Below are 16,592 nucleotides of genomic sequence, written 5' to 3' on the forward strand. Positions count from 1 at the left end.
GCCCGGGGCGGCGTCGCATCCGCGACCTCCTGTTACGCGTCGAGCGCCGCGTCGACGATCCGCTTGGCCTCCGCCTGCACCGCGTGCAGGTGGTCGAGGCCCACGAACGACTCGGCGTAGATCTTGTAGACGTCCTCGGTGCCGCTCGGACGCGCGGCGAACCACGCGTTCGCGGTGACGACCTTGACGCCGCCGACGGCAGCGCCGTTGCCGGGCGCGCTGCTGAGCTTGGCGGTGATCGGATCCCCGGCGACCTCGGTGGCCGTGATCGCGTCGCCGTCGAGCCTGCCGAGCGTGGCCTTCTGCGCCTTGGTCGCGGCCGCGTCCACGCGCTCGTACACGGGATCCCCGAAGCGCTCGGTGAGCTCGCGGTAGAGGACGCTCGGGGTCTTGCCGGTGACGGCGAGGATCTCCGACGCGAGCAGCGCCAGCAGGATCCCGTCCTTGTCGGTGGTCCAGACCGTGCCGTCCATGCGCAGGAAGCTCGCGCCGGCGGACTCCTCGCCGCCGAAGCCCACGGATCCGTCGATGAGGCCGGGCACGAACCACTTGAAGCCGACCGGCACCTCCCAGAGGCGGCGGCCGAGCGACTCGGCGACCCGGTCGATCACGCTGGAGGAGACGAGCGTCTTGCCGATCGCGGCGTCCGCGCGCCACTGCGGGCGGTGCGCGTAGAGGTAGTCGATGGCGACGGCCAGGTAGTGGTTCGGGTTCATCAGCCCGGCGTCGGGCGTGACGATGCCGTGGCGGTCGGCGTCGGCGTCGTTGCCCGTGAGGATGTCGAAGTCGTCCTTGCGCGCGAGCACGCTCGCCATGGCGGAGGACGAGGACGGGTCCATGCGGATCTTGCCGTCCCAGTCCAGCGTCATGAACGCCCACGCGGGATCCACCTCGGGGTTCACGACCTCGAGGTCGAGGCCGTAGCGCTCGCCGATGGCGGCCCAGTACTCGACCGATGCGCCGCCGAGGGGGTCCGCGCCGATGCGCACGCCCGCCTTCCGGATGGCCTCCATGTCGATGATGGAGCCGAGGTCGTCCACGTAGTGGCCGAGGAAGTCGTAGCCCTCGACCTGCCCGCGCGCCTCCTCGAGGCTCACCCGCTTCACGTCGACCAGGCCGCCCGCGATGATCGCGTTGGCCCGCGCGGCGATCCAGCCGGTGGCGTCGGAGTCGGCGGGGCCGCCGTGCGGCGGGTTGTACTTGAAGCCGCCGTCCGCGGGCGGGTTGTGGCTGGGGGTCACGACGATGCCGTCGGCCACGTCGTCGTCGCCGTGCTGCTCGTCGCGGTTCCAGCGGAGGATCGCGTGCGAGAGCGCGGGGGTCGGGCACCAGGAGTCGCGGGAGTCGGCGAGCACGCGCACCCCGTTGGCGACGAGCACCTCGAGCGCGGTGTCCTCGGCGGGCTTGGACAGGCCGTGGGTGTCGCGTCCGATGAACAGCGGGCCGGTGATGCCCTGCTCGGCGCGGTACTCCACGATCGCCTGCGTGATCGCGAGGATGTGGTCCTCATTGAACGCCGTCTTCAGCGAGCTGCCGCGGTGGCCGCTCGTGCCGAACGCCACCTTCTGCTCCGGATCCTCCACGTCGGGGTGGAGCGCGTGGTACGCCCGGATCAGCTCGTCGATGTCGATGAGGTCGGACGGGAGGGCGGCGGTGCCTGCGCGGTCATGCATGGATCCATCCTGGCACCGGGCCGATCCGATTCCCATCTAGGGTGCAGGCATGGCCGAGACCCCGCGACCCGACGAGACGTACAGCTACCTCGGGCCGTCGGGCACCTTCACGGAGGCCGCGCTCAAGCAGGTGGAGGCCGCTCGCGGTCGCACGTGGCGCGCGGTCAACAACGCCTCGGAGGCGCTCGCCGACGTCGTCTCCGGCACCTCGGTCGCGGCCATGATCGCCATCGAGAACTCCGTCGAGGGCGGCGTGACGGCCACGCAGGACGCGCTCGCCAACATCCCGGGCCTGCGGATCCTCAGCGAGCACCTCGTGCCGGTGGCCTTCGACCTCGTGGTGCGGCCGGGCACGGCGCTCGCCGACGTGCGCACGGTCGCGGCGCATCCGGTGGCCTACGGCCAGTGCCGCCGCTTCCTCGAGCGCCAGCTGCCGTCGCACGGCCACGTGCCCGCGTCCTCGAACGTGGCCGCCGCCCTGTCGCTGCTGGAGGACGGCATCGCGGACGCTGCCATCGCGCCCCCGCAGATCACGGAGAGCCAGCCGCTCGAGGCGGTCGCCCGGGGCATCGGCGACAACCCGAACGCCGTCACGCGCTTCGTCCTCGTCGGGCGCGCCACCACGCTGCCCGCGCGCACGGGCGCCGACAAGACGAGCCTCATCGTCGAGCTCCCGGACGACCGCGCCGGATCCCTGCTCGACCTCCTCGAGCAGTTCGCGACCCGCGGGGTGAACCTCACGCTCATCCAGTCGCGGCCCATCGGCGACGCGCTCGGCCGCTACCGGTTCGTCATCGACGCGGAGGGGCACGTGCACGACGAGCGCGTGGCCGACGCCCTGCTCGGGATCCGCCGCTTCAGTCCGCGCGTGACCTTCCTCGGCTCGTACCCCCGGGCCGACGGCACGCCGAGCACCTACCGCGCCCGCTACGAGGACGACGTCTTCCTCGAGGCGCGCGACTGGCTGCGCGGCATCGTCTCGGCCGAGCCGGGCGCAGGCGCCTGACGCGGCGGCGGACGCCCGGACGCGTCCGACCCGCTTCGTTAGAGTGACGGGGTGATCGATCCGCAGACCCTCCGCGACCATCCTGACCTCGTCATCGCCTCGCAGGAGCTGCGCGGAGCCTCCGTGGAGGTGGTCGACCAGGCGGTCGCCGCCGACTCCGAGCGCCGGCAGGCCATCACCGAGTTCGAGGGCCTCCGCGCGGAGCAGAACGCGCACGGCAAGCTCGTCGCGAAGGCCGACAAGGCCGACAAGCCGCGCCTCATCGCCGAGGTCCAGGAGCTGAAGGCCCGCGTCACCGCCGCGCAGGAGCGCGCGCAGGCGGCCGAGGCCGCGCTCGACGAGGCCATGCGGCGGATCCCGAACATCGTCATCGAGGGCGTCCCCGCCGGCGGCGAGGACGACTGGGCGCTCGTGCGCGAGGTCGGCGAGAAGCCGTCGTTCGACTTCGACCCCCGGGACCACCTGGAGATCGGCGAGATCCTCGACGCCATCGACATGGGCCGCGGCGCCAAGGTGTCGGGCGCCCGCTTCCACTACCTCAAGGGGATCGGCGCGCGGCTCGAGATCGCGCTGATGAACTTCGGCCTCGCCCGCGCGCTCGAGGCCGGGCTCGTGCCGCTCATCACGCCCACGCTCGTGAAGCCCGAGATCATGGCCGGCACCGGCTTCCTCGGTGCGCACGCGGACGAGGTCTACCACCTGGACGACGACGACCTCTACCTCACGGGCACGAGCGAGGTGGCGCTCGCCGGCTACCACGCCGACGAGATCCTCGACCTGGCCGCCGGTCCCGTCCGCTACGCCGGCTGGTCGACCTGCTACCGCAAGGAGGCGGGCTCCTACGGCAAGGACACCCGCGGCATAATCCGCGTGCACCAGTTCCAGAAGCTCGAGATGTTCTCCTACGTCGACCCCGCCGACGCCGAGGCCGAGCACGAGCGCCTCCTCGCCATGCAGGAGCGCATGATGCAGGACCTCGGCCTCTCCTACCGCGTCATCGACACGGCAGCCGGCGACCTCGGATCCAGCGCCGCCCGCAAGTACGACGTCGAGGCGTGGGTCCCCACGCAGGGCGCCTACCGCGAGCTCACCTCCACCTCGAACTGCACCACGTTCCAGGCCCGGCGCCTCGGCACGCGCTTCCGCGGCGAGGACGGCCGCACCTCGCCCGTCGCCACGCTCAACGGCACGCTGGCGACCACGCGTTGGATCGTCGCGATCCTCGAGACCCACCAGCAGGCCGACGGCTCGGTGCGCGTCCCCGAGGCGCTGCGGCCCTACCTCGGCGGCCTCAAGGTGCTCGAGCCCGCCACGGCGAAGGCGGCCCGATGACCCCGCGGGTGCCCGACTCCGACCGGCTCCTCATCGCCCTCGACATCGACGGCACCCTCCTCGGCGAGGACGGCTCGCTCGACGAGTCCGTCATCCGCGAGGTGCGGCGGATGGAGGAGATCGGCCACCTGGTCATGCCCTCCACCGGCCGCTCCGTCGCCGACACCCTGCCGATCGTCGACCGCCTGGGGATCCACCCGCGCTACATGGTGTGCTCGAACGGCGCCATCGTGCTCGAGCGCGACGCGGACGCCCCCACCGGGTACAGTCGCCGCTTCGTCGAGACCTTCGACCCCGCCGACGTGCTGCAGCGGATCCGCCCCCACCTCGCGAGCGGCCGCTACGCCGTCGAGGACGAGGAGGGCGTCTACCTCTACTCCGGCGGCGACTTCCCGGACGGCGCCCTCGAGGCCAACGGCCGCCACGTCGAGTTCGAGGAGCTGCTGCACGTGCCCGCGACGCGCGTCGTCGTCATCTCGCCCGGCCACGACCTGGAGGACTTCCAGGACGTCGTCGAGCGCATGGGCCTGCACCGCGTGAGCTACTCCATCGGCTGGACCGCGTGGCTCGACATCGCGCCCGACGGCGTGAACAAGGCCACCGCCATGGAGCGCGTGCGCGAGCTGCACGGCATCGCCCGCACGCACGTGATCGCCATGGGCGACGGCCGCAACGACATCGAGATGCTGGAGTGGGCGGGGGCGCACGGCCGCGCGATCGCGATGGGCCAAGCGCCCGCCGAGGTCATCGCCGTCGCCACCGAGGTCACGGGTCCCATCACCGAGAACGGCGCGGCCACGGTCCTCGCCCGGCTCTGAGGCCCGTCGGCGTCCGATTCCCCAGCTGGGGAGAGTTCAGCCGCCTCGGATGCTCGGCGTGCGAGAGTGGCCCATCCCGCGCGGTCACCCGGCCGCACCACCGCGGGCCGACCGGCCACCGGTAGGATCCTTGACGATCGCCCCACCCGCCCTGCGGGAGGGCGCGCATCGGGAGGGCTGTCCGAGCGGCCGATGGAGCCAGTCTTGAAAACTGGTGGGCAGAGATGTCTCGTGGGTTCGAATCCCACGCCCTCCGCCCGGAGAGGATCCGCATGAGCGACGCGCCCCTGCGCCCCCGGCGAACCGCTACGGCCCCCGTCATCGCCCGCCACGGCCGGCTCGGACGTCCGAGCGCCGCGCGCACCCTGGTCAAGGGCGTCGCCATGGGCGTCGCGGTCCTGCTCGTCAGCGGGCTCTCCGTCGGCACGATCGCGCTGTGGGACCTGAACAAGTCCGTCCAGGCGAACACCGTCGACATCAGCGACGGCACGGAGCAGACCACGGTCGGCGTCGGGGCGCTCGACGGCGGCTTCAACGTGCTGCTCGCGGGATCCGACACCCGCCAGGGCCAGGGCGACGGCTACGGCAAGACCGACGGTGCGCTCAACGACGTGAACATGGTGCTGCACGTCTCCGCCGACCACACCCAGGCCACGGTGGTCAGCCTGCCGCGCGACATGGTCGTGCCCATCCCGGCGTGCGCGCGCAGCGACGGATCCGGCACCGCGCCCGCCCAGTCGGCCGCGCCGCTCAACACGGCGCTCTCCGACGGCGGCCTGCCGTGCGTCGCGAAGACCGTCGCGCAGTTCACCGGCCTCGACATCCCCTACGCGGCGCTCATCGAGTTCAACGGCGTCATCGAGATGTCCAACGCGGTCGGCGGCGTGCCCGTCTGCCTCGCGAGCCCGCTCAAGGACAAGCGGACGGACCTCGACCTGCCCGCAGGCGAGAACACCCTGCAGGGCAAGGAGGCGCTCCAGTTCCTCCGCACGCGCCACGCGGTGGGCGACGGCAGCGACCTGGCCCGCATCAGCAACCAGCAGGTCTTCCTGTCCGCCCTCGTGCGCACGATGAAGCAGTCGAGCACGCTCTCGGATCCGACGCGCGTCTACGGCCTCGCGAAGGCGGCGGTCGACAACATGCAGCGCTCCACCTCGCTCGACTACCAGACCATGGCGTCGATGGCGCTGGCCCTCAAGGACATCCCGCTCGACCAGGTGCGCTTCCTGCAGTACCCGGGCACGACGGCGGGCACCGGCGTCTACGCCGGCAAGGTCCAGCCGCTGAAGACCGACGGGGACCAGCTCATGCAGCTGCTCAAGACGGACGCGCCGTTCGAGGTGAAGGCCGGCAACACCGGTCTGGGCGCGGTCACGGAGCAGCCCGCGGCGTCGACCCCCGCGCCGTCGGCGAGCGCTCCCGCGGCGGGCGGCGGATCCCAGCCGGCCACGTCCGCGCCCACGGTGCTGCCCGAGGCGATCACGGGCACCGACGCGGGAACGGTCACGTGCTCCAAGGCGTTCAAGTGACGCGTCACCACGCGGAAAGCGGTCGGCGTATTTCCTGATATGCGCAATACCGGCGAAGCCTCCATGCCATAGCGAATGGAATCGATCTCGTCAATGACCTTCTGAGAAAAGGACTTCGCTGGTTGGATGTGCATCGGCTGGTCCGGATCGGGCCGCCCTTTCGCATTCATTCAATTGAGGAATACCATCAAACGATCTCGTGCACGTCGGAGTGCGCTGGCGGTCATCGGAGCGACCGCGGTCGCGGCCTTGGCGTTGACGGCCACGCCCGCGATGGCGGACACCACCACCGTCGGGGGCGACCTGAACAAGAGCGGGTCCCTCGTGCAGTACGACTACACGCGCACCCACACCTTCAACGGTCCGATCACCCTCGGCATCACCCAGATGCCGGGCTCCAACCTGCTCCGCCTCGGTCTGCGGAACATGAACGCCTCGGGTGGGCCGCAGTTCACGGATTCCCTGCAGTGGACGGAGAACGCGACCAAGGAATTCACCTCGGGCGGGACGACGGAGATCCTGCGATCGACGCGCTTCGCGTTCCAGGGTCGGATGGGATCGTGCGGCCTCTTCTGCGGCGTCCATTGGGAGGGGACCCTGGACTACTGAGACCGACGGGCGCGGCGGGTCCGAGACCCTCAGGCCCGTCGCGCCCGGAATCGTCCCACCGACCACGGAGGAATGAAGGAAAATGAGAGCCACGATATCCGGACTGGTCATCGTCGTCGCGTGCGCGACATTCACCGGATGCTCGTCCGGTGACGCCGGCGGAGGCGGGTTCACCTCGCGCGACGAGATCAACGAGTCGTTCCGAGGCAGCGTCTCCGAGCTGCAGTTCCCGCCGGGCATCACACCCCCCACGGCCGTCCCCGGCATCGACGCGGATGCAGCCGGTACGTCGTACCAGAAGACCTACGGCGACACCCGAGCCCACTACGTGTGGCAGTGTGCGTGGGAGAAGGAGTGGCTCGCCAAGCGGGCGGCGGACCCGGCTGCTGCCGCTGCAGCCCTGGAGCAGCTGGCCACAGCGCTGGACATGCCCTATCTCGCGGACCCGCAGCGGACGGATGACGCCACGAGGCGGATCTTCCGGGAGAACCTCGACAAGGCGAAGCTCGGCGATCCGAGCGCCATGCAGGAGGACGTGGACGTGAACTGCTCATGACGCACCGGGCGCGGTCGCGTGTGCGGTGGGGGGCTCCGGGTGCGGCGGGCCTCGCGATGCTCCTGGCCGGCTGCGCGCCGTCCGCCGTGCCGGAGGACCAGCCCGCGTCGTCCAGCCCCTCCACCGTGGAGGTCACGACGAGGGACCTGGCACCGGTCATCTCGTTGACCGGATCCGTCACGGCGAGCGCCACGTTCTCGGTCCTGGCGCCGCGGAGCGGTGACGTGCAGTTCGCGTCCGGGGTGAAGACCGGAGCGCGGCTCGCAGCCGGGGATCTCCTCGCGACGGTGGGAGGCGCCGAGGTGCGCACGCCCGTGGAGGCGGTCGTCGGCGAATCCCGCGCGGCGCCGGGGGCATCCGTGCCGAACCGCTACCCGCTCGCTTCCCTGTCCTACTCGGGCTTCGCGGTCGCGGGGGCCATCGACCCGGATCTCTCGTGGCTCCTGCTCTCGGCCCCCGTGACCGGTCGTGGACAGATATCCGCAGGCCCCGGGCCCTTCGACTGCGCCGCCGTCGTCACGTCCGCGAGCGCACCCGCGGGAGGGGCGGGTGACTCGAGCGGATCGTCCGGCGCGGCCGACCCGGCCAGCATGCTCTGCCTCGTCCCGAAGGAGGTGGACGCGGCCGCGGGGGCCCAGGCGATCACCGTCCTCACTGCCACGACCGTACCCGCTGCCACGGTGCTCCCGCTCTCCGCGGTCGCCGGGCGCTCCGGCTCCGGGGAGGTGACGGTGCTCGAGGGGGACGAGCGCCGGCCGACCTCGGTGGCGCTCGGGTCGAGCGACGGGCAGTACATCCAGATCCTCTCCGGCGTGGTGCCGGGGCAGGTCGTGGATGCGACGGCGCCGAACCTGAGCGACAAGCGGGTCCCGTGACGGAGGTCCTGGTCGCGCGGGGCCTCACGGTCGACGTTCATCTCACGCGGAAGCAGTCCCTGAGGACCGTCGACGGGGTGGACCTCGTGGTCCTGGCCGGGGCGGCCCATGCCATCGTGGGGCGGTCCGGGTCGGGGAAGACGAGCCTGCTCTCCGTCCTCGGCCTGCTCGACGCGCGGTTCACGGGGGAGCTCCGCGTCGGCGGCACGGACGTCCGGAGCCTGTCCGACGCGGCACGAGCACGACTCCGCAACGAGGGGATCGGCTTCGTCTTCCAGTCGTACTCCCTCATGCCCCAGCTCACCGCCGTGCAGAACGTGCTCCTGGCCACGGAGTACGGGCCGAGGTCGCGCCGCGGAGGAGTGAGGGCTCGCACCGACGCGTCCCGCCGGGCCCTCGACCAGGTGGGGTTGTCGGACAAGGCCGCCGCCTTCCCGCGGCAGCTCTCGGGCGGCGAGCAGCAGCGCGTCGCGATCGCGCGCGCCCTCGTCAACGAACCGCAGTTGATCCTCGCCGACGAGCCCACCGGGGCGTTGGACGAGTCGACCGGGGAGCAGATCATGTCGCTCCTGATCGATCGCGCTCGGCGCGCGGGCTCCGCTCTGGTGATCGTGACGCATGATCCGCTCATCGCGGCGCGCTGCGAGCGACGCTTCTCGATGAGCGGCGGTCGCCTCGAGCAGGTGGCGGGGGAGATCCGATGAGGGCCGCCTGGAAGGACCTGCGGCTCAATCCCCTCCGGTCGTCGCTCACGGCGCTGAGCCTCTTCGTCGGGATCCTGTCGATCGTCGTGATCGTCGCCGGCGGGGCCGTCGCCCGTGACTACCTGCTCGCCGTCGCGGAGCAGCGGGACGGCCGGGCCCCCACCGAGGCGATCAGCGTCGGCGTCGAGCCGACGACGGACCCGAGCGGCGTCGCGCGCTTCATCGACCACCTCCCGCAGTCATCCGCGCGGGCGGTCTCGGCGCGCGTGGACCTGGCCTCACCGCTGGACGTGGCCCCGATCCCCTCCACCGGGCAGCCGGTGTCACGCAGCGGCGTGCAGGCCGTGGTGGTCGCGGGCGACCTGCCGGGTGTCCGGCGCCTCCCTCTGGTGTCGGGGCGCTGGCTGTCGGCGGACGACGTGACGGCGCCCTTCGAGGTGGTCGTGAACGAGGAGGCGGCACGTGTCCTCGGCGTCGAGGGCTCCGGCGTCAGCCTGTCCGGCGCCCGGGACGGCGTCGCGTCGACGGGACTCGTCGTCGGCGTCGTCAACGACGGGGAGGACTCGCAGGCGAACGCGTACGTGAAGGCCGCACCGCTCCTCGCCCACGCGCCTCAACTCGTCAGCGTCACGGGGATCCAGCTCCTCTGGCACGCACCAGGCGACGCGGAAGCCGACATCGACTCGGCCGTGGCCGACATGGCGTCGGATGCGGGACTGGACGCACCGGAGAGCGCACGCCGGGTCGACACGGTGCGGACGTACCTGGAGCCCATAGCCGCCGTGCAGGCCATGTTCGGCGTCGCGGCGGCGCTCGCGCTCTTCGTCGCGGCGCTGGGGATCGTGAACGTCGGGCTCTCGAGCATCCGCGAGCGTGCGCGCGAGCTGGTGATCCGGCGGGCGATCGGCGCGACGCGCGGCCAGGTGTTCCGGCTCGTCATGTCGTCGTCCGTCCTCCTCGCGGTCATGGTCGCTACCGTCAGCATCGCTGTGAGCGTCCTGCTCGTCGCCCTCGTGCCTCGATTCCTGCCACCGGACTCGCCCGTGACCGTCCCCGCGTATCCGCTGTCCGCGGCGGTCTGGGCTCTGGTCGTCTCGGTGCTCACGGCGGTGGTCAGCTCCGCGTTCCCCGCGTGGCGGGCCGCGCGCGTCGAGCCCGCGGTGGCTCTCCGCGAGTGATCGACGGCGCCGAGCGCTCTGGCCTCAGCGCGCTCGCGCTCGCGGTCGTATCGGGGATCTCGTGCGCGGGGAGGGCGACGGGACCCCGCCGCACACCCTATGCAGCGAGGACCCGTCTATCTCGTTCAGCTTTCGACCCGAATCCTCCGCCGGACGAGAATCTCGTGCTCTCGCCCACGGGGGGGCTCGCGACGTCGTCGCGTGCGTGAGGGTGAGCGGCGCCGGTTCGGGGGATCCGGGGCCGCGGCCACGTGGGCGAGCGTGACGTCTCTGGGCTGACACATCGACACGCGCGGGGTGAGCCGGTCGGGTCCGGCACACGCGTCGTCACAGACACTACGTGTCCGTCGAATGGGGGACAAGCGGATCGCGCCCCCCGTTCGGGCCCGAGTGCCGGTGGGCGGGGATGTGACCAGGCCGCCGCGTCCGGTACAGTGGACGGGTACGTCTGGAGACGTCGCATAGTTCGGCCTAGTGCACCACCCTGCTAAGGTGGAGTACCCGTATGGGTACCGTGGGTTCAAATCCCACCGTCTCCGCCATCCCGCCTCCTCGGCGGTCCTCGCGTCGAGATCTCGTCCGTCCCGTGCGTCGGAGCCTGTTCAGTGGGCGCTCCTCAATCGCGGCGTCGGCGCATCATGCGAGGTGAGCCGGCGATCGACGCCCGGTCGTCGTCGCTCTGCGGCCTGATCCCCGGGTCACGGGCGTTCCCTCGAGGAGGCATCATGCGTCACCCACGCCGTACCCCGGCCATGGCGGGAGCTCGTCGCCGCGTCCCGCCGCGATGGGTCGCCATAGGCTCCATCGTCGCGGTGGTCTGCGTGGCCGCAGCCATCGCCTGCCTCGTCACCGCGACCGAGGCGGTGCGTGCGGCACCCGACGGGACGACCGCGGCCCGCGGCATCCTCGGTCTCCCGCTCTTCGTCGGCTTCCGCGCCGGTGGCCGGATCGGCGTCCACCTCGGGTGGGGGCTGGCCGTGCTCGTCGTCCTCCCTGCGGCGGCCGCCGTCGTTGTGCTCGTCGTCGGCCGGATCCGGCGCGCGACGCGGCGCTGACCGTCGGCCGCTCGGTCGGACGGACCGACCCGTCGGGGCCGCGGTCCTCGCCGCGGTCGCCGCGTCCGCGTCGGCCTAGCATCGCCCCCATGAGCGACACCTTTCCCGATGCGCTGCGGCCGTCGGATCCCGAGCACGGCTCCGGCACCACCCTCGGCCTCATCGCGCGCGAGGCGAACGTGTCCATCGGCACCGTCAGCAAGGTCCTCAACGGACGCAAGGGCATCTCGCCGGCGACCCGCGCGCGCGTCGAGGAGCTCATGGAGCTGCACGGCTACAGCAGGCGCGGCGCCGAGCGCCCGCACGGCGCGCTGATCGAGATCGTGCTCGAGGTGGTCGACACGGGCTTCTCCGTCGACCTGCTGCGCGGCGTCTCCGCGGTCGCGCGCGAGCACGCCCTGAGCGTCATCGTCACCGAGCAGGGGCGCGACACGGCGCTCGGCAGCGACTGGATGGCGGGCGTCATGCAGCGCCGGCCGATGGGCCTCGTCCTCGTCTTCTCCGACCTCGTGCCCGCGCAGAAGCGGCAGCTGCGCAGCCGCGGCATCCCGTTCGTGGTGGTGGATCCCGCGGGATCGCCGGCCGCGGACGTGCCGGCCGTCGGATCCACCAACTGGGAGGGCGGCCACGCCGCGGGGGAGCACCTGCTGGGGCTCGGGCACCGGCGGATCGGCGCGATCAGCGGCCCCCCGCACCGGCTCTATTCGCGCGCCCGCATGTCGGGATTCCGCAGCGCGCTCGAGGCGGCCGGATCCGCGGTGTCGCTCGTCGAGGTCGAGGGCGACTTCGGGCGGGCCGCCGGGCACCGCGCGGGCGGGGAGCTGCTCGACGCCGCCGATCGACCCACCGCGATCTTCGCGGGCAACGACGAGCAGGCGCTCGGACTCTACGAGGCGGCGCGCGAGCGAGGGATCCGCATCCCCGACGACCTCTCCGTGCTCGGCTACGACGACCTCCCGTTCGCGCGCATCGTCTCGCCCGCCCTCAGCACGGTGCGGCAGCCCGTGCGGGAGATGGCGGAGGCCGCGGCGCGCATGGTGCTGCGGATCCGCGACGGCCGGAGCGACGAGCCGACGCGGCTCGACCTCGCGACCGCGCTCGTGGTGCGCGCGAGCACGGCGGCGCCGGCTCCGACGGGCGCGCTGTCATCGCCCGAGTGAAACGTTTCGGATCGACGGCGTTCTCCTTGCCCCGCCTCACCGCCGGTGCGTAGCGTTCGAGGCGCGCGGCAGCCGCACGGTCGCGCCCGACGAAGGAGTCGCCAGTGATGCAGATCCCCCGCACGCATGCCCGCCCGCCCCGCGGTCGCCCGATCCGGACGGCGCTCTCGTGACCGCCGCCCGGAAGGCGCTCATCGTCCGCGGAGGCTGGGACGGCCACATGCCCGTGGAGACCACGGGCCTGTTCATCCCGTTCCTCGAGGAGAACGGATTCGAGGTCCGCGTCGAGGAGGGCTCGGCCGTCTACGCCGACGCCGACGTCATGGCCGCCACCGACCTGATCGTGCAGGCCAACACCATGACCACGATCGAGCCCGAGGAGATGGCCGGCCTGTACGCCGCCGTCGTCGCGGGCACCGGCATGGCCGGCTGGCACGGCGGCATCGCCGACTCGTACCGGAACACGGCCGACTACCTCCACATGATCGGCGGCCAGTTCGCCCACCACGCGGGCAAGGACCCGGCCGAGCGCACGGGCGAGCAGTCCGACAACTACATCCCGTACACGGTCGAGATGACCGAGCTCGGGCGCACGCACGAGATCACCCGGGGGATCGCCGACTTCGACCTCGTGACCGAGCAGTACTGGGTGCTCAGCGACGAGTACAACGACGTGCTCGCGACCACGACGCAGACCGTGCGGCCGTGGGATCCGTGGCACCGGCCGGTCACCGCGCCCGCGATCTGGACCCGCCAGTGGGGCGAGGGCCGCATCTTCGTCTCCGCGCCCGGCCACCGCATCGAGGTCGTCGAGGACCCGAACGTCCGCACCATCATCGAGAGGGGCCTCCTGTGGGCGGCACGCTGAACCACGACGACGACGCGATGACCCTCGGGATCATCGGCGTCGGGAAGATCAGCGAGCAGTACTTCGCCGCCTTCGAGAACCTGCCCGGCGTGCGGCTCGTCGCCGTGGCCGATCTCGATCTCGACCGCGCGCGCACGGTCGCCGAGGCCCAGGGCGTGGACGCGCTGAGCGTCGACGACCTGATCGCCGACCCGCGCATCGACACCGTGCTGAACCTCACGATCCCCGCCGCGCACGCCGAGGTCGACCTCCGCGTCCTGGAGGCCGGCAAGCACGTCTACGGCGAGAAGCCGCTCGCGCTCAGCCCCGCCGAGGCCGAGCCGATCCTGCGGCTCGCCGAGGAGAAGGGGCTGCGCGTCGGATCCGCGCCGGACACCGTCCTCGGCACCGGCATCCAGACCGCGCGTGCCGTGCTCGACGCGGGCACGATCGGGAAGCCCGTCGCCGCGAACGCCTTCTGGGGCGCGCCCGGCCACGAGCTCTGGCACCCCGCCCCGGCGTTCTACTACCAGCCGGGCGCCGGCCCGATGTTCGACATGGGGCCGTACTACCTCACGGCGCTCGTGACGCTGCTCGGCCCCGTCACGCGCGTGCAGGGCGCGTCGCTGCGCTCCGACCGCGTGCGCTCCGCCGCGTCCGACCCCGAGTCGCGCGAGATCCCCGTCACCGTCGACACGCACGTGAGCGCCGTGCTCACGCACGCGTCGGGCGCCGTCTCCACGGTCACGATGAGCTTCGACGTCTGGGCGACGCGGATCCCGAACATCGAGGTCTACGGCACCGCGGGCACGCTCTCGGTGCCGGACCCGAACCACTTCTCCGGGCCCGTGCAGGTCGCGACGTCCGCCGACCGCGAGTGGACGGACGTCGAACCGAGCGCCGGCTTCGTCGACGCCGGCCGCGGCTGCGGTCTCGCCGAGATGGCCGATGCGATCCGCCGCGGCGTCCCCCACCGCGCGTCCGGGGAGCTGGCGTTCCACGTGCTCGAGGTCATGGACGCGATCCTCGACCCCGCCTCGACGGGCGGGATCCGCAGCACGGTGGGGCGTCCGGAGGCCGTGCCGCTGGGGCAGCCGGGGCGCTCGGGGGACTGATCGGATGTCGTCCGCGAACAGGTAGTGGGCAGCCTTCCACAGCCCCGCTCGACGCCCGTTCCTGGGAGCCCCGGCGGACTAGCCTGACGCCGTGACCCGCCACTTCTCGCAGTTCCTCTTCGCGCCGTACGGCGACGGGCATGGGCTGCGCGCGGTGGAGGCGGACGCGTGCGACGAGCAGCTCCTCGGTGCCGAGGCGTGCGAGGCGGATGCGGACGACGAGCCCCGGGAACGGGTGGCGGACGTCACCGACCCCTCGGTGTGGCCCCCGCTCACCGTCGTCGAATGGCCGCTCACGCACCGGCCGTTCGACGATGACGACGAGCCGGAGATAGCGGACGGGCACTTCGCGCCCGCGGACGAGGATCCGGACGGGGAGGCGCAGGAGGAGGCCGCGGCCCACGCCGCCCGTGCCGCGCTCCTCGCCGAGGTCTACGGCTGGCCGCACCGCGCCATCTGACGCGGACGACGCCTCGCGCGGGTCGCCTCGGCGCGTCCGGTCGCGGTGCCTACGCGCCGGCCAGCACCGCCCAGGAGTGCCCGGGAACGCGTCCGTCGTCGGTGACGTCGCCCGCCTCGCGGCTGCCGGGCGCGCCGGCGACCTGCACGGGCTCGTCCGCCAGGTTGAGCACGAGGCGCAGCGCGTCCGGCGAGCCGGGCGCCACACCTCCGGCCGCGCCCGTGCCCGACGGCCGCAGGGTGACGGTGAGCGCGGTATTCGTCAGGCCGGACGTCTCCATCCGCGCGTCGACCAGCCAGGCGTGCCGCCGACGGAGGCCGACGAGCTCCTGGTGCATGCTGCGGATCCCGGCGGCGCGCTCGTCGTCGTGGAGGTCCTCGGGCGCGGCCGGGTACGCGGGGCGCACGGCGTCGTCGCCGCCCGCGCGGTCCTCCTTCACGCCGGTGAGTCCGCGCTCGTCTCCCGCGTAGATCGAGGGGATGCCGGGGAGGAGCAGCAGGAGGGCGATCGCGTGGCCGAGGTGGCGGGGATCCACCGCCGAGGCGATGCTGGTCACGTCGTGGTTGCCGACGAAGGTCTGCGGCGTGAAGGACGGCAGCAGCTCGCCGTGGCGGGTGAGGGTCCAGTCGAGCTCGAACAGGTTGGCCTCGGCGATGGAGTTGCGGATCGACTTCCACAGCTCGTAGGCGGTGATGGAGTCGATGGTCGACTCGGCGGCGTAGCCCGCGTAGTCGCCGTGGATCATCTCGCCGACGAACCACGCGTCCGGGTGGCGCTCGCGGACACGCGGCAGCACCGCCGCCCAGAACGACGCGGGCACGGCGTAGGCGGCGTCGAGCCGCCAGCCGGAGATGCCGCGGTCGAGCCAGTGGATCATCACCTCGGCGACGTGCGCGCGCACGGCCTCGGAGTCGTGGTCGAGCGTGACGAGCGCGCCGTGGCCCTCGAAGCCGACGGGCTCGCCGCCGTCGTCCCAGCGGAACCAGGACGCCGCCTCGGATCCGGACCCGTCGGCCAGCGCCTGCACGAAGCGCGGGTGGCTGCGGCCGACGTGGTTGAAGACGCCGTCGAGGAGCACGCGCACGCCGCGCGCGGAGGCGTCGGCGAGGAGGGCGTCGAGGTCGGCGTCGTCGCCGAGCCGCGGGTCCACGGCCAGGTGGTCGCGGGTGTCGTAGCCGTGCGTCTCGGAGTCGAAGACCGGGCCGAGCAGCAGGCCGTTGGCGCCGAGGTCGACGAGGTACGGGAGCCACGCGCGGATGCGGTCGATGCGGTGCGCCGGCGGCGCGTCGCGGTGCGCGGGGGAGGAGCCGTCGGGCCCGGCGAGGTCGTCGCGGGTCTGCGGCGCGCCCGTGAAGCCGAGCGGGTAGACGTGCCACCAGACGACGTGGTCGGTCCAGGATGCCAAGGGTCGCTCCTCGCGGTTCGGGTCGATCCAGCCTAATCAGCGGGGGTCGGCGCGACCGGCGGACGGGCTCCGTCGGACAGCGGGAGGGGCGCGGCGGGCGGTTGGCGGCGCGGATTCGCGGGGGGACCCTCGAGCATGTAGTCTGTCTCCCGGCCTGATCGCCGCTCGCGGGGATCATCGCCGCACGACTGCGCCCGTAGCTCAACGGATAGAGCATCTGACTACGGATCAGAAGGTTGGGGGTTCGAATCCCTCCGGGCGCACTCTGGT

The 16,592-nt window shown here is 72.4% G+C and carries 16 protein-coding genes and 3 tRNA genes; 17 read left to right on the forward strand and 2 right to left on the reverse strand.

Annotated features, from left to right (window positions below; genetic code table 11):
- Positions 1-32 precede the first annotated feature (32 nt).
- The gene (pgm, locus tag ITJ40_RS02195) at positions 33-1,673 is read right to left on the reverse strand and encodes a phosphoglucomutase (alpha-D-glucose-1,6-bisphosphate-dependent) (RefSeq protein WP_194665545.1); all 1,641 of its coding nucleotides are present in this window, start codon (positions 1,671-1,673) and stop codon (positions 33-35) included.
- A gap of 49 nt (positions 1,674-1,722) precedes the next feature.
- Between pgm and pheA the strand changes: the two genes are divergently transcribed.
- The 16 genes from pheA to ITJ40_RS02275 all read left to right on the forward strand — a co-directional run bounded on the left by pheA (position 1,723) and on the right by ITJ40_RS02275 (position 14,917).
- Positions 1,723-2,679 carry a prephenate dehydratase gene (gene pheA, locus ITJ40_RS02200; protein ID WP_194665546.1) on the forward strand — a complete coding sequence of 319 codons (957 nt, stop codon included), beginning with the start codon at positions 1,723-1,725 and terminating at the stop codon, positions 2,677-2,679.
- 51 nt (positions 2,680-2,730) lie between these two features.
- The gene (gene serS, locus ITJ40_RS02205) at positions 2,731-4,011 is read left to right on the forward strand and encodes a serine--tRNA ligase (RefSeq protein WP_194665547.1); all 1,281 of its coding nucleotides are present in this window, start codon (positions 2,731-2,733) and stop codon (positions 4,009-4,011) included.
- Positions 4,008-4,829 carry an HAD family hydrolase gene (locus ITJ40_RS02210; protein ID WP_194665548.1) on the forward strand — a complete coding sequence of 274 codons (822 nt, stop codon included), beginning with the start codon at positions 4,008-4,010 and terminating at the stop codon, positions 4,827-4,829. Before serS ends, ITJ40_RS02210 begins: the two co-directional genes overlap by 4 nt.
- Before the next feature lie 171 nt (positions 4,830-5,000).
- Positions 5,001-5,085: transfer RNA gene (locus ITJ40_RS02215), tRNA-Ser, on the forward strand.
- A 16-nt stretch (positions 5,086-5,101) separates the two neighbouring features.
- A complete protein-coding gene (locus ITJ40_RS02220; RefSeq protein WP_194665549.1) occupies positions 5,102-6,358 on the forward strand; it encodes an LCP family protein in 1,257 nt (418 codons plus the stop codon).
- 273 nt (positions 6,359-6,631) lie between these two features.
- The gene (locus tag ITJ40_RS02225) at positions 6,632-6,967 is read left to right on the forward strand and encodes a hypothetical protein (RefSeq protein WP_194665550.1); all 336 of its coding nucleotides are present in this window, start codon (positions 6,632-6,634) and stop codon (positions 6,965-6,967) included.
- A gap of 82 nt (positions 6,968-7,049) precedes the next feature.
- The gene (locus ITJ40_RS02230) at positions 7,050-7,523 is read left to right on the forward strand and encodes a hypothetical protein (RefSeq protein WP_194665551.1); all 474 of its coding nucleotides are present in this window, start codon (positions 7,050-7,052) and stop codon (positions 7,521-7,523) included.
- A gap of 56 nt (positions 7,524-7,579) precedes the next feature.
- Complete coding sequence (locus ITJ40_RS02235) at positions 7,580-8,398, forward strand: hypothetical protein (RefSeq protein WP_194665552.1); 819 nt, start codon at positions 7,580-7,582, stop codon at positions 8,396-8,398.
- A complete protein-coding gene (locus ITJ40_RS02240; protein WP_370531968.1) occupies positions 8,395-9,102 on the forward strand; it encodes an ABC transporter ATP-binding protein in 708 nt (235 codons plus the stop codon). The genes ITJ40_RS02235 and ITJ40_RS02240 overlap by 4 nt, the downstream gene beginning before the upstream one ends.
- Positions 9,099-10,280: an ABC transporter permease gene (locus tag ITJ40_RS02245; protein WP_194665553.1), complete on the forward strand. Its 1,182-nt coding sequence runs from the start codon at positions 9,099-9,101 to the stop codon at positions 10,278-10,280. The genes ITJ40_RS02240 and ITJ40_RS02245 overlap by 4 nt, the downstream gene beginning before the upstream one ends.
- Positions 10,281-10,730: 450 nt before the next feature.
- Positions 10,731-10,822 (forward strand) — tRNA-Ser (locus ITJ40_RS02250).
- Positions 10,823-11,101: 279 nt separating this feature from the next.
- The gene (locus ITJ40_RS02255) at positions 11,102-11,335 is read left to right on the forward strand and encodes a hypothetical protein (protein WP_194665554.1); all 234 of its coding nucleotides are present in this window, start codon (positions 11,102-11,104) and stop codon (positions 11,333-11,335) included.
- A gap of 89 nt (positions 11,336-11,424) precedes the next feature.
- Positions 11,425-12,495, forward strand: a complete 1,071-nt coding sequence (locus ITJ40_RS02260) for a LacI family DNA-binding transcriptional regulator (RefSeq protein WP_194665555.1) — start codon at positions 11,425-11,427, stop codon at positions 12,493-12,495.
- Between the two features lie 169 nt (positions 12,496-12,664).
- Positions 12,665-13,363 (forward strand): ThuA domain-containing protein, encoded by a 699-nt coding sequence (locus ITJ40_RS02265; RefSeq protein WP_194665556.1) that lies wholly within the window; start codon positions 12,665-12,667, stop codon positions 13,361-13,363.
- A 17-nt stretch (positions 13,364-13,380) separates the two neighbouring features.
- Positions 13,381-14,457, forward strand: coding sequence for a Gfo/Idh/MocA family protein (locus ITJ40_RS02270; protein WP_194666912.1), 1,077 nt, complete (start codon positions 13,381-13,383; stop codon positions 14,455-14,457).
- Between the two features lie 91 nt (positions 14,458-14,548).
- Positions 14,549-14,917: a hypothetical protein gene (locus ITJ40_RS02275; RefSeq protein WP_194665557.1), complete on the forward strand. Its 369-nt coding sequence runs from the start codon at positions 14,549-14,551 to the stop codon at positions 14,915-14,917.
- A gap of 49 nt (positions 14,918-14,966) precedes the next feature.
- On the opposite strand, the gene ITJ40_RS02280 is transcribed toward ITJ40_RS02275, so the two are convergent.
- A complete protein-coding gene (locus ITJ40_RS02280; protein ID WP_194665558.1) occupies positions 14,967-16,322 on the reverse strand; it encodes an alpha-amylase family protein in 1,356 nt (451 codons plus the stop codon).
- A 190-nt stretch (positions 16,323-16,512) separates the two neighbouring features.
- Here ITJ40_RS02280 and ITJ40_RS02285 point away from each other — a divergent pair.
- A tRNA-Arg gene (locus ITJ40_RS02285) sits at positions 16,513-16,585 on the forward strand.
- Positions 16,586-16,592 lie beyond the last annotated feature (7 nt).

This window comes from Clavibacter sp. VKM Ac-2872 (assembly GCF_015351105.1).
Lineage (GTDB): Bacteria > Actinomycetota > Actinomycetes > Actinomycetales > Microbacteriaceae > Clavibacter.

Coding starts and splice junctions, on each gene's coding strand:
- pgm (WP_194665545.1), bottom strand. CDS start 1,673: ATGCATGACCGCGCAGGCACCGCCGCCCTCCCGTCCGACCTCATCGAC.
- pheA (WP_194665546.1), top strand. CDS start 1,723: ATGGCCGAGACCCCGCGACCCGACGAGACGTACAGCTACCTCGGGCCG.
- ITJ40_RS02210 (WP_194665548.1), top strand. CDS start 4,008: ATGACCCCGCGGGTGCCCGACTCCGACCGGCTCCTCATCGCCCTCGAC.
- ITJ40_RS02220 (WP_194665549.1), top strand. CDS start 5,102: ATGAGCGACGCGCCCCTGCGCCCCCGGCGAACCGCTACGGCCCCCGTC.
- ITJ40_RS02225 (WP_194665550.1), top strand. CDS start 6,632: ATGGCGGACACCACCACCGTCGGGGGCGACCTGAACAAGAGCGGGTCC.
- ITJ40_RS02230 (WP_194665551.1), top strand. CDS start 7,050: ATGAGAGCCACGATATCCGGACTGGTCATCGTCGTCGCGTGCGCGACA.
- ITJ40_RS02235 (WP_194665552.1), top strand. CDS start 7,580: ATGCTCCTGGCCGGCTGCGCGCCGTCCGCCGTGCCGGAGGACCAGCCC.
- ITJ40_RS02245 (WP_194665553.1), top strand. CDS start 9,099: ATGAGGGCCGCCTGGAAGGACCTGCGGCTCAATCCCCTCCGGTCGTCG.
- ITJ40_RS02260 (WP_194665555.1), top strand. CDS start 11,425: ATGAGCGACACCTTTCCCGATGCGCTGCGGCCGTCGGATCCCGAGCAC.
- ITJ40_RS02270 (WP_194666912.1), top strand. CDS start 13,381: ATGACCCTCGGGATCATCGGCGTCGGGAAGATCAGCGAGCAGTACTTC.